At 72.5% G+C, this 11664-nt stretch carries 10 protein-coding genes and 2 tRNA genes; 5 read left to right on the forward strand and 7 right to left on the reverse strand.

Translation table 11 applies throughout. The annotated features are described in order from the left end of the window. Positions 1-1446: a 3-isopropylmalate dehydratase large subunit gene (gene leuC, locus ACSSS0_RS03395; protein WP_487230059.1), complete on the reverse strand. Its 1446-nt coding sequence runs from the start codon at positions 1444-1446 to the stop codon at positions 1-3. 152 nt (positions 1447-1598) lie between these two features. Here leuC and ACSSS0_RS03400 point away from each other — a divergent pair, with 152 nt between their 5' ends. The 3 genes from ACSSS0_RS03400 (at position 1599) to fgd (ending at position 4612) form a co-directional block, all read left to right on the forward strand. Continuing rightward, entirely contained in the window at positions 1599-2351 is a 753-nt protein-coding gene (locus ACSSS0_RS03400) for an IclR family transcriptional regulator (protein WP_020142814.1), read from the forward strand. Positions 2352-2527: 176 nt separating this feature from the next. Beyond that, positions 2528-3517, forward strand: coding sequence for a L,D-transpeptidase family protein (locus ACSSS0_RS03405; RefSeq protein ID WP_487230060.1), 990 nt, complete (start codon positions 2528-2530; stop codon positions 3515-3517). Between the two features lie 87 nt (positions 3518-3604). Beyond that, positions 3605-4612, forward strand: a complete 1008-nt coding sequence (gene fgd / locus ACSSS0_RS03410) for a glucose-6-phosphate dehydrogenase (coenzyme-F420) (protein WP_487230061.1) — start codon at positions 3605-3607, stop codon at positions 4610-4612. Here the strand turns inward: fgd and ACSSS0_RS03415 are convergent. Further along, positions 4605-5141: a DUF4188 domain-containing protein gene (locus tag ACSSS0_RS03415; RefSeq protein WP_487230062.1), complete on the reverse strand. Its 537-nt coding sequence runs from the start codon at positions 5139-5141 to the stop codon at positions 4605-4607. The two genes, fgd and ACSSS0_RS03415, sit on opposite strands and share 8 nt — an antisense overlap. A 72-nt stretch (positions 5142-5213) precedes the next feature. On the opposite strand from ACSSS0_RS03415, the gene ACSSS0_RS03420 reads away from it, so the two are divergent. Both ACSSS0_RS03420 and ACSSS0_RS03425 read left to right on the forward strand, forming a co-directional pair. Then, positions 5214-5843 carry a MerR family transcriptional regulator gene (locus ACSSS0_RS03420; RefSeq protein WP_435985309.1) on the forward strand — a complete coding sequence of 210 codons (630 nt, stop codon included), beginning with the start codon at positions 5214-5216 and terminating at the stop codon, positions 5841-5843. Between the two features lie 92 nt (positions 5844-5935). Beyond that, positions 5936-8107, forward strand: coding sequence for a bifunctional lysylphosphatidylglycerol flippase/synthetase MprF (locus ACSSS0_RS03425; protein WP_487230063.1), 2172 nt, complete (start codon positions 5936-5938; stop codon positions 8105-8107). Here the strand turns inward: ACSSS0_RS03425 and ACSSS0_RS03430 are convergent. The 5 genes from ACSSS0_RS03430 to ACSSS0_RS03450 form a co-directional block, all read right to left on the reverse strand. Continuing rightward, positions 8092-9819, reverse strand: coding sequence for an alpha/beta hydrolase (locus ACSSS0_RS03430; RefSeq protein ID WP_487230064.1), 1728 nt, complete (start codon positions 9817-9819; stop codon positions 8092-8094). The two genes, ACSSS0_RS03425 and ACSSS0_RS03430, sit on opposite strands and share 16 nt — an antisense overlap. Positions 9820-9951: 132 nt before the next feature. Continuing rightward, positions 9952-10024, reverse strand: a tRNA-Glu gene (locus ACSSS0_RS03435). Positions 10025-10115: 91 nt separating this feature from the next. Then, a tRNA-Gln gene (locus ACSSS0_RS03440) sits at positions 10116-10187 on the reverse strand. Between the two features lie 57 nt (positions 10188-10244). Then, entirely contained in the window at positions 10245-11000 is a 756-nt protein-coding gene (locus ACSSS0_RS03445; RefSeq protein WP_487230065.1) for an HAD family hydrolase, read from the reverse strand. 13 nt (positions 11001-11013) lie between these two features. Beyond that, positions 11014-11661, reverse strand: coding sequence for a GNAT family N-acetyltransferase (locus ACSSS0_RS03450; protein WP_487230066.1), 648 nt, complete (start codon positions 11659-11661; stop codon positions 11014-11016). Positions 11662-11664 lie beyond the last annotated feature (3 nt).

An 11664-nucleotide genomic window follows, 5' to 3' on the forward strand; every position in this document is an offset into this window, starting at 1 on the left:
TCAGGCCTCTCCGGTCGTCGCGGACGCCAGCTGGCCGTGGGTCCGGCTGGCGCTGTCGAGGTCGGAGGGGCTCGACAGCGTGCCCCGGACGGCGGTCGCGGCCGCCACGAGCGGGCTGACGAGGTGGGTGCGGCCACCCTTGCCTTGCCGGCCCTCGAAGTTGCGGTTGGACGTCGACGCGCTGCGCTCCCCCGGGGCGAGCGTGTCGGGGTTCATGCCGAGGCACATCGAGCAGCCGGGCAGGCGCCACTCGGCGCCGGCCTCGGTGAAGACCTTGTCGAGCCCCTCGGACTCGGCCTGGAGGCGGACCTTGGCCGACCCGGGGACGACGAGCATGCGGACGCCGTCGGCGACCCGGTGGCCCTGGACGACGGCCGCCGCCGCCCGGAGGTCCTCGATGCGTCCGTTCGTGCAGGAGCCGACGAAGACCGTGTCGACCTTGATGTCGCGCAGCGGCGTGCCGGGCTCGAGGCCCATGTAGGCGAGGGCGTTGGCGGCGGCGAGGCGGTCGCTCTCGTCGGCGAACTCCTCGGGGTCGGGGACCGAGGCCGAGAGCGGGAGGCCCTGGCCGGGGTTGGTGCCCCACGTGACGAAGGGGGTCAGCTCGGCCGCGTCGAGGTCGACCTCGGCGTCGAAGACGGCGTCGTCGTCGGTGCGCAGCGCGGTCCACTCGGCGACCGCGGCGTCCCAGTCGGCGCCGGTCGGTGCGTGCGGGCGACCCCGGAGATAGTCGAACGTCGTCTGGTCGGGCGCGATCATCCCGGCGCGCGCGCCGGCCTCGATCGACATGTTGCAGACCGTCATCCGGGCCTCCATCGACAGGGCCTCGATGGCCTCGCCGCGGTACTCGATGACGTAGCCCTGGCCACCGCCGGTGCCGATCTTGGCGATGACGGCCAGCACGATGTCCTTGGCCGTGACGCCGTCGGGCAGCGCGCCGCGCACGTTGACGGCGAGCGTGCGGAACGGCTTGAGGGGCAGCGTCTGCGTGGCGAGCACGTGCTCGACCTCGGAGGTGCCGATGCCGAACGCGAGCGCACCGAAGGCGCCGTGCGTCGAGGTGTGGCTGTCGCCGCAGACCACCGTCATGCCCGGCTGCGTCAGGCCGAGCTGCGGGCCGACGACGTGGACGATGCCCTGGTCGGCGTCACCCATCGGGTAGAGGCGGACACCGAACTCGTCGCAGTTGCGGCGGAGGGTCTCGACCTGGATCTTCGACACGGGGTCGGTGATGGGGCCCGGCGTCGTGGGGACGTTGTGGTCCTCGGTCGCGAGCGTGAGGTCGGGGCGGCGCACGGGCCGGCCGGCGAGGCGGAGCCCGTCGAAGGCCTGGGGACTGGTCACCTCATGGAGGAGGTGGAGGTCGATGTAGAGGAGGTCGGGCTCCCCCTCGGCGCGACGTACGACGTGTGCGTCCCAGACCTTCTCGGCCAGTGTCCCTGCCATGACTCCCTCTGACTTCCCTCCGCGGCGGCGTTCCGGTGCTCGAGCGCGTGCGCCATCGAGGACCTGGTCGCGACATCGCTCTTCGGCAAGCGTGAACCTTTTGTGGGCCCGGTGGATTGACGTCTCAGTGCCTGAGACGTCAGTATCAGTGCATGGACAACTCTTCAGGGGTCGGTGTTCTCGACAAGGCCGCCACGGTGCTCGGCGCCCTCGAGGCCGGTCCGGCCACCCTCGCCCAGCTCGTCGGAGCCACCGGACTCGCGCGTCCGACGGCCCACCGTCTGGCCGTCGCCCTCGAGCACCACCGCCTCGTCTCCCGGGACATGCAGGGGCGCTTCGTGCTCGGTCCGCGCCTCGGCGAGCTCGCCTCGGCCGCGGGTGAGGACCGGCTGCTCGCAGCGGCCGGTCCGGTGCTCGGCGCCCTGCGCGACCACACGAACGAGAGCGCGCAGCTCTTCCGCCGCCAGGGCGACCAGCGCATCTGCGTGGCCGCGGCCGAGCGGCCCGTCGGCCTGCGCGACTCGATCCCGGTCGGCGCGACGCTCTCGATGCTCGCGGGCTCCGCCGCCCAGGTGCTGCTCGCGTGGGAGGAGCCCGACCGGCTCCACCGCGGCCTGCAGGGTGCGGCCTTCACGGCCACCGCCCTGTCCGGCGTCCGCCGCCGCGGGTGGGCCCAGAGCGTCGCCGAGCGCGAGGCCGGCGTCGCGTCGGTGTCGGCGCCGGTGCGCGGTCCGTCGGGTCGCGTCGTCGCCGCGGTCTCCATCTCCGGACCCATCGAGCGCCTCTCGCGCCAGCCCGGTCGGCTCCACGCGGCGACGGTCGTCGCCGGGGCCAACAAGCTGACCGAGGTGCTGCGTCGCCACCACGCCATGCAGCAGCAGCAACAGCAGCAGCACAACGCCTGACCCCGCCGGCTCCCTGCCGCCTCCCGACAACGGTGTCGGGGACGGCCGGTCGTGCACAACGGATCGGTCACGATCCGCATCGACACCCCGACTCGGACAACCATTCCCGACGTCGTCGCGTCACCCTCAGTGCAGTGCACGACGCACGGCACGTCGCGTTCAGACAAGGGGTCACGATGCAGACAGCCACCTCACCGCTCCGGGCCACGGGCGCCCTGCGCCGCGCCCTCGTGCTCGCCGGCGCCGTCGCCCTCGTCGCCGCGACGACGGCCTGCAGCCCCGACCAGGGGGCCGGGGTGGCTGCGACGCACGTCGGCCAGACCGCTGGGTCCAGCTCGTCCGGCACGCCGGCACCCACGGGCGAGACCCCCGCCGGCACCCCGAGCGAGACCCCGAGCGAGACCCCGTCGACCACCCCGGCGGCCACCCCCACCACGGTCGCCCCGCCGACGACCACACCGGCGAAGCCGCGCCCCGCGCCCACCGCGACGGCCGAGCCGACGCCGGTGCCCGTCATCGTCCTCCGCGCCGGCGACACCGGTCCGAAGGTGCGCTCCCTGCAGGCGCGGCTGCGCCAGCTGAACTGGTTCGACGGCGACGTCAGCGACCGCTACGGCACGAGGACGACCGCCGCGGTCCGTGGCTTCCAGGCCAAGCGCGGCTTCGACGCGACCGGCACCCTCGACGAGCGCACGTGGGACAAGCTCGTCTCGATGACCCATCGCCCGACGGCCGACGAGCTCGCCAACGTCAAGCCCAAGCCGGCCGAGCCCGCGCCGGGGTCGATGTCGTGGGACGTCGACGAGCGCTGCATGACCGGACGCGTCATGTGCGTCAGCAAGTCGACCAAGCGCCTCACGTGGGTCGTCGACGGCATACCGCAGTACGGCTTCGACGTGCGCTTCGGCAGCGACGAGCTGCCGACCCGCGAGGGCGTCTTCTCCGTCTACCTCAAGAAGGTCGACGTCATCTCGAACCTCTACCACACGCCCATGCCGTACTCGATGTTCTTCTCCGGCGGCCAGGCCGTGCACTACTCCTCGAACTTCGCCCGCCTCGGCTACTCGGGCGCCTCGCACGGTTGCGTCAACGTCCGCAACAAGCCGCTGCTCATCCAGCTCTACAACGAGGTGCGGATCGGCGACAAGGTCGTCGTGCACTGGTGACGGCCTAACGGCCCGACGGCCCGACGGCGTCCGGGCACCCGGACGTAGGCTGACGGGGTCACTCCCCCACGGCCCGAAGGAGTCGGTGTGCTCAAGGTTGGTTGGAAGGCGTCCGCGGAGCAGTTCGGTCCGCGCGACCTCGTCACGTTGGCCACGCAGGCCGAGCAGGTCGGCCTCGACTCGGCCTTCATCTCCGACCACTTCCAGCCGTGGCGCCACCAGCAGGGGCACGCACCGTTCGCGATGAGCTGGCTGGCCGCGGCCGGCGAGCGCACCGAGCGGATCCAGCTCGGCACGTCGGTCATGACCCCGACGTTCCGCTACAACCCGGCCGTCGTGGCGCAGGCGTTCGGCACGCTCGGGGCCCTCAACCCGGGACGCATCGTCCTCGGCATCGGCACCGGCGAGGCCCTCAACGAGGTGGCCGTCGGCGCCGCCGGCTCGCCGTGGCCGGAGTTCAAGGAGCGCTTCGCGCGGCTGCGCGAGGCCGTGACGCTGATGCGGAGGCTGTGGACCGAGGAGCGCGTCGACTTCGAGGGCGACTACTACCGCACGCACGCGGCGACGGTCTACGACCGCCCCGAGCAGCCCATCCCCGTCTACGTCGCGGCGGGGGGCCCGCTCGTCGCGAGGTATGCCGGCCGGTCGGGTGACGGGTTCATCTGCACGTCCGGGAAGGGCCGCGAGCTCTACGAGGACAAGCTGCTGCCCGCCGTCGACGAGGGCCTGGCCAAGTCGGGGCGCACCCGCGACGACATCGACCGGATGATCGAGATCAAGCTCTCCTACGACCGCGACCCCGAGCAGGCGCTGCACAACGTGCGCTTCTGGGCGCCGCTGTCGCTCAGCGCCGAGCAGAAGCACGGCGTCGACGACCCGGTCGAGATGGAGCGCCACGCCGACGAGCTGTCCGACGAGGAGATCGCCAAGCGCTGGATCGTCACGAGCGACCCGGCCGAGGCCGTCGACGCGGTGCGCCAGTACGTCGACTGGGGTTTCAACCACGTCGTCTTCCACGCGCCCGGCCACGACCAGGGCCGGTTCCTCGAGCAGTTCTCGGCCGACGTGCTGCCCGGACTGCGCGAGCTCAGCTGACGACGCCCTCGGGGGTCGCGCTGTCGGTGGCGACCTCACGCCGGCCGATCCGGGCGTGCCGTCGACGGCTGCGGTCCTCGGTGAGGCCGAACGCCCTGCCGAGGCCGGTGGGCGGCATCCCGACGTAGAGGCTCTCGTGCGCGCCGGCCGGCACGGCGTACGTCTCGTGCCAGATGCCGACGGCTCCGGTGGCCTTGCGGCTGCGGCGGTAGAACGCCGTCCACGCGGGACGGTGGCGACGCTCGGGGTCGTTGGCGTAGGCGTACACCGAGTCGACGTCACGCCAGTACTGCACGAGCGTGGGCCCTCCGGCGCCGATGAGGGTGCGGGCCTCGAGGAAGCCGAGGTCGGGCCCCTCCCCCTGCGCGGCCGCGGCCTTGGCGGCATACAGCTCGGTGACCATGCCCGGCATGGCGGCGAACACCGGGCCCCAGAGGTCCGGGCGCCAGGGGTGGTTGACCCGCATGCCGATGAGGAAGACGGCGAGCTCGCCGTCGTGGGTGTGACTGCTGTGGATGAAACCGGTCATGACACGCCTCTCGGATAGTGGTGCTATCCAAGTTTGGACAGTCATACTATCCAAAGTCAAGGGAGGACTCTCATGCGCATCTCGGAGCTGGCCGGCCGCACCGACGTCAGCATCCCCACGCTCAAGTACTACCTGCGCGAGGGGCTGCTCCATGCCGGGGAGGCCCAGGGCGCCACCCGCGCGAGCTACGACGAGAGCCACGTCGACCGGGTCCGCCTCGTGCGCACCCTCGTCGACGTGGGACGCCTCTCGATCGACCGGGTCCGTGAGGTCGTGCGGTCCCTCGACGACCCACCCGCCAGTCGCCACGAGCTGCTCGGGGCCGCCCACGAGGCCCTGCGCCCCTCGGCCCCCTCCGCCCCTTCGGCGGACGCCACGACCGAGTCGCTCGCCCGGGTGCGCGCCCTCGGGCCGCCGGGGTGCGAGCACTCGCCGGCCGGGCTCCAGCTCGCCCAGGCGCTCACCGCCGCTGCCGCCGGCGGGTGGAGCATCGACGACGCCACCCTGGCCACGTGGCACCGGGCCATGCTCTCCGTCGCCGAGACCGACGTCGCCCCCGCTCTCGCCACCGCCCCACCCGAGGAGGCCCTGCGCTACGCGATCGTCGGCACCGTCCTGACCGACCCGGTGCTGCTCGCCCTGCGCCGGGTCGCCCAGGAGGCCGTGAGCGCCCGGCGGCTCGGCGACACGCCCCGCCCGTGACTCGCCCGAAGCCCGGGCCGTCGGCGACAGCCGCGCACTAGCATCGGAGACAGGTCCACCGCGGACCGGGAACCCGGGAAGGGACCGCGCGCGTGACGACACCTTCGAACGACCTTGACGACGGGCCGGACCCCGGCCTGGCGGTCCGGGCGGTAGCCCTCGCCCGCCGGCTGCCCTTCACGCTCGCGGTCGTGGGCACCATGCTCGTCATCGGGGTGGCGACGGGCACCTTGTGGAGCGCCCTCGAGGACCGGGACCTGCTCCACCACGTCGCCTACGGGCTTCCCGCCCTCCAGGACGGCCGATGGTGGACACCCGTCACCGGGGCCGTCTTCGCCCTCACGCCGGGGCAGTACCTCCCCGTGGCCGGCGGCGCCCTGCTCATGGTCGGGTGGTCGGAGTGGCGCCTCGGCACCCGCACGGTCGCCGTCGCCGCGACCTCGACCCATCTCGCCGGCGTCCTGCTGGCCTCGCTGTTCCTCCTCGTCGTGGGAGGCACCGGCTGGGAGTGGGCCGCCCGGCTCGCCACCGAGCTGGACGCGGGGTTCAGCGCCGGCGCCCTCGGGGCCGTCGCCGCGGCGAGCGCCACCCTGACCCCACCGTGGCGCGGACGCCTGAGAGCCGTCCTCTCCCTCTACGCGGTCGTCGCGCTGCTCTACGTCGGACGCCTGTGGGACCTCGAGCACGCCATCGGCATCTCGGTCGGGCTCGCCCTCGGCCCCGTCCTGCTCGGCCGCCGTCCGTCGCTCGCGCTCCCCCGCTTCAGCCGTCACGAGTGGCGCGTCGTGTCGTCGGTCTTCTACCTCGTCAGCGCGGCGATCCAGATACTGCTCTACTTCACGCCCTCGAACGGCCCGCTCGGGGCGACGTCCGACGACACGGACGCCTTCAGCGTCCTCGTCAGCGCCGCCATCGCGCTCCTGCTCGCCGACGGTCTCCGCCGCGGGTCCCGTCGGGTCTGGTTCCTCGCGGGCGCGCTGGCGACCCTCTCCCTGCTGGCCCAGTCCCTGCTCATCGTCGTCGAGCTCGTCGCCCCCGACCAGCTCAACGCCGACGGCCAGGTCGCGACCTCCGTCCCGGAGCTCGTCGTCAGCGTCGTCATCACGGTGCTGCAGCTCGCCGTCCTCGTGCTCGGCAGGTCGGCCTTCCAGGCCCGGTCGAGCCGCAAGCGACGTGCGCAGCTCGCGACCGGGGCGAGCGAGCGTGACACCGCGGTCGCCCTGCTCAAGGAGCACGGTGGGTCGACGATGTCCTGGATGGGGACCTGGCCCGACAACCACTGGTACATCCACCGCGACCCGTCGGGTGCGCCCCTGGGCTACGTCGCCTTCCAGGTGCACCGGGGGACGGCCATCGCCCTCGGCGACCCCGTCGCAGCGGACGCGGCGACGCGCGCCGCCGTGCTGCAGGGCTTCGTCGACGAGCAGGAGACGCACGGGCTCATGGTGTGCTTCTTCTCCGTCACGCAGGAGGTCGCCGACTGGGGGCGGGCCCACGGCCGGCGCGACGTGCTCGTGGCCGAGGAGGCGATCATCGACCTGCCCGACCTCGAGTTCAAGGGCAGGTCCTGGCAGAGCGTCCGCACGGCCCTCAACCGGGCGACGAAGGACGGGATCACCTATCGCGAAGGGCGGCTCGCCGAGATGCCCCGCGGCCTGCTGACCCAGGTGCGCGCCATCTCCGAGCTCTGGGTGTCCGACAAGGGGCTGCCCGAGATGGGTTTCACCCTCGGGGGCGTCGACGAGGCCCTCGACCCCGACACGCGGGTCGGGCTGGCCGTCGACGCCGACATGACGGTCCACGGCGTCACGTCGTGGCTACCCGTCCACTCCGCCGGGGGCGAGATCCGCGGGTGGACGCTCGACGTCATGCGCCGGCTGCCGGACGGGTTCCGGCCCGTCACCGAGTTCCTCATCGCGAGCGCCTGCCTGTCCTTCCGGGAGCAGGGCGCATCGTTCGTCTCGCTGTCGGGTGCGCCGCTCGCGCACTCCGGCGACGGCACGGCCGAGCGGGCCGCGCTCGAGCGGCTCCTCGACCAGCTCGGTGAGGCGATGGAGCCCCTCTACGGCTTCCGGTCGCTCGACAGCTTCAAGCAGAAGTTCCGGCCCCGGCACGAGCCGGTCTACCTCGTCTTCTCCGACGAGGCCGCCCTGCCGCGCATCGGCCTCGCCCTGACGTCGGCGTACCTTCCCGGGGCCTCCCTGCGCGACCTGGCCCGTGCCGGGCTCCAGTCGCGCAGGGACGACGCTCAGGTGTCCTTGTAGGGGCGCTTCTCGAGCACGGAGGCCAGCGTCGCCGTCTGGTCGGCGGTCCAGCCGGGCGGATTCGTGACGGCGACCCAGGACTCGAGGTTGGACGTCGCGGAGTAGAGGTGGCCGTAGCCCATCGGGATGCTGCCCGCTCCCGGCAGGTCGAGCAGGACCTGCCACATCGTGACGAGCGGGAACCAGCCCATGTTGGCCGAGACGTCGGGCCCCCGGTCGCCGTTGGCGAGCCACTCGGGCGGGCTGAAGGCCATCGACGGCGAGAAGAAGACGATGGGGTCGCTCGCGTGCTGGAGGTAGACGAGCCGCGTCGGGCCCCAGCTCGAGCCCCCGCGGTCGAGGCCGTTCTGCTCGGCGGTGAAGCGCACCGTGCGTCCCTGCTCGTAGATCGGGAGGTATGCCGGGCTGCCCGGCTCGCGCTGCGCCGTGAGCCGGGCGTGCAGGTCGTTGACGAACGGCGGCCCCGACATGAGCGCGCCGTCGATCGGCTCGTTGATGACGTTGATCGACGACAGGATGCTCTCGACGCCGAACGAGCCGAGCGAGAGGCCGTAGAGGTAGAGCTTGGGCCGGGTCGCCTCCGGCAGGGTCGACCAGTACTGGTGGATGGTGTCGAAGACGACGCGTGAGGTCTCGCGCACGGCGTCCTGGTCGGCGAGCAGCGAGATCCACGACGGCAGGTAGGAGTACTGCACGCCGGCGATGGCCGTGTCACCGTTCCAGAGGAACTCGAGGGGGTCGGTGCCGTTCTGGTCGAGGAACCCGGTGCCCGTCGTCGTGGCGACGACGAGGACCTTCCGGTCGAAGGCTCCGGTGCGCTTCAGCTCGGCGAGCACGAGGTCGGCCCGGCCCTGCACGGTGTCGGCGGACCGGAGACCGGCGTAGACGCGGATCGGCTCCTTGGCGCCGCCGCCGCTCGCGGCGTCGATCTCGGCGACGGTCGGGCCGCCGCCGACGAAGTAGCGGCCCTGGCGGCCGAGCAGGTCCCAGCTCGACAGCGACTGCGGGCTGCCGGACCGCTCCGGCACCTGCGGCCGGTTCATGTCCTCGGCGATGAGGGTGTCGCGCGGGGCGAAGATGTTGTTGGCCACGGCGAAGAAGCCGTTGACGAGGACGCCGGTGAGCAGCGACCAGATGAGCGCGAGCAGGACCGCCGAGCCGACGACCACGGCGACACGGCGGGGCAGCCGGCGTCCGAGCCAGCGGAAGACGGTGCGGAAGAGCAGGCGCAGGCTGCGCGCGACGACGAGGATGAGGGCCGCGAGCAGCGCCGTCACCCCGATGATGACCGGCCAGTCGGTCGGCGACACCGGCTCCATGCCGTAGAGGGTGCGGATCTCGTTCTGCCACCCGACCTGGCGCCACCCGGTGAAGACGGCCGCCCAGAGACCGAGGCCCACGAAGATCGCGACGAGGGCAAGGCGCGCGCGACCGGTGACGCTCGGGATCCCGAGATAGCGCCAGATCGCCTGGGCGCCGGCGCCGATGCCGTAGCCGATCATCACGGTGACGCCCGAGGCGACGCCCTGCACCATCGCGCCGCGAGGCAGGAGCGAGGGCAGCAGCGACAGCGCGAAGAACCACGCCGCCACGGTGAGGCCCACGCCGGAGAACGTCAGGTCGAAGACGCGGCGGGGAGTGCCGAGTGCCGGGTGCCACGTGCGGCGACGGGCGGCGACCTCCGGAGGGGCGACGGCGATCGTTGCGGTCATGCGGCGGCTCCTTGCTCGGCGTGCCTATGACGAGCGTCAGCATAAGGTTCGCCGGCCGGGGAGACCCTTGACATGCACGAAGACCCCGGTCCGTGTGGACCGGGGTCTCCTTGTGCTCTCTCGAGCATCACGTAGCCCCGACGGGATTCGAACCCGCGCTACCGCCTTGAGAGGGCGGCGTGCTAGGCCGCTACACAACGGGGCCGTGAGCGGTGCCGAGCGGACTCGGCACGAGAAGAAACCTTACCGTGAAGGCTGGATTTCTCCGAATCGGCTCACGTTGCCGTGAACCAGAGCTGGGGTACCAGGACTCGAACCTAGAATGACGGAACCAGAAACCGTAGTGTTGCCAATTACACCATACCCCAAGGGGTTTCACTCCGAGCCTGCCTCGCGGCCGGTACGGGGTGAACCGAATGGGAATACTACCGGTCCGTGAGCGGTGGCCCAAATCGGCGGTCGAGCACCGCCGCGACCTCGTCCAGCCCACGCACGGTGGCGACCGGTTGGTGCGTCCCGAGACCCCCACGATCGAGCCACACGGCACGCAGGCCGGCGGCCTGGGCCCCGAGGACGTCCCACTCGATGCTGTCGCCGATGCAGACCACCCGGTGGGGCGGCGCACCGACGAGCCGGCAGGCCTCGAGGTAGACGCGCGGGTCCGGCTTGCCGAAGCCGAGGGTGTCGGTCGTCACGACGACGTCGAACCGCTCGGCGAGGTCGAGGGCCTCGAGCTTGACCCGGGTCGGCGCGTGGGCGGAGTTGGTCAGCAGGGCGACCGGGAGCCCCTCCTGCTCGGCCGCGGCGAGCAGGCCCGGCACGTCGGGGAAGAGGCGCTGGGCGCTGCGGAAGGCCGGGGCGTACGTGTCCTCGAACGACCGGTGGGCGCCGTCGGGGACCTCGAGGCCGAAGGCCAGCGCCACCTCGGCGAGCCGGCCCGACCGCATCGCGTCGAACGGGACGTCGCCGGAGGCGTAGCGCGGGAACCAGCGCTCCGGGTCGTCGTAGTAGCGCTGCGCCATGGCGCGGTGGTCCTCGTCCGAGCGGTGCGGCCAGAGGGCGGCCGCCGCCTCGGTGCCGGCGGCGACCATCGCCTCCTGCGTGTCGACGATGGTGTCGTCGACGTCGAGCAGCACGGCGTGCACGCCGTCGAGGACGGCGGCCAGGGTGGGTGCGTTCACGCGGTGACTCCTGTCACGGGTCGAGGCCGAAGAGGGGCAGGGCCGGGTTCATGCCCTCGATGACGACGTGCCGGGACCGACCGGACGCGTCCCACGTCGCCCGCTCGAGGCGCACGTGCTGCAGCGTCTCGCCCGAGTGCTCGAGCACCGAGCGGTGGGTGTCGTGGTAGCCGAGGGAGCGCGAGACGCCGAGGGAGGACGCGTTGCCGACGACGGCCGAGCTGATCGCCGCCTCGGCGTGCAACGGGCCGAAGGCGAGCGCGAGCACCGCAGCCCGCATCTGCGTGCCGAGCCCTCTCCCCCGCGCCTCGGCCACGAGCCACGACGAGGAGTCGACGGTGCGGTCCGCGCGCCAGTCGGGCCCCTCGAGCCACTGGGCACCCACGACGCGGCCCGCCAGCCGGACGACGAAGGGCAGCGCCCAGTCGTCGGGCGACCACATCCCGAGGGCGCGCCAGTACCCCTGCGCGAGGACGGCCCGACGGTTCGCCGGGACGTCGAGGCCGGCATACGTCGTCGCGTGCGGGTTGAGCTCGAGGTCGGCGGGCAGCAGGGCCCACAGGGTCGGCAGGTCCGCCTCGGTCATGACCGTCAGGTCGAGGTCGGCCGTGCGCAGGCGGATGCCGTGCAGCGGCCAGGACCAGCCATCGGCGCCCTCCACCCC

Source organism: Terrabacter sp. R4-6, assembly GCF_057529065.1.

Bases quoted from the DNA above. Each gene is read 5' to 3' on its own strand.
- leuC (WP_487230059.1), bottom strand. From the start codon at position 1,446: ATGGCAGGGACACTGGCCGAGAAGGTCTGGGACGCACACGTCGTACGT.
- ACSSS0_RS03400 (WP_020142814.1), top strand. From the start codon at position 1,599: ATGGACAACTCTTCAGGGGTCGGTGTTCTCGACAAGGCCGCCACGGTG.
- ACSSS0_RS03405 (WP_487230060.1), top strand. From the start codon at position 2,528: ATGCAGACAGCCACCTCACCGCTCCGGGCCACGGGCGCCCTGCGCCGC.
- ACSSS0_RS03415 (WP_487230062.1), bottom strand. From the start codon at position 5,141: ATGACCGGTTTCATCCACAGCAGTCACACCCACGACGGCGAGCTCGCC.
- ACSSS0_RS03420 (WP_435985309.1), top strand. From the start codon at position 5,214: ATGCGCATCTCGGAGCTGGCCGGCCGCACCGACGTCAGCATCCCCACG.
- ACSSS0_RS03430 (WP_487230064.1), bottom strand. From the start codon at position 9,819: ATGACCGCAACGATCGCCGTCGCCCCTCCGGAGGTCGCCGCCCGTCGC.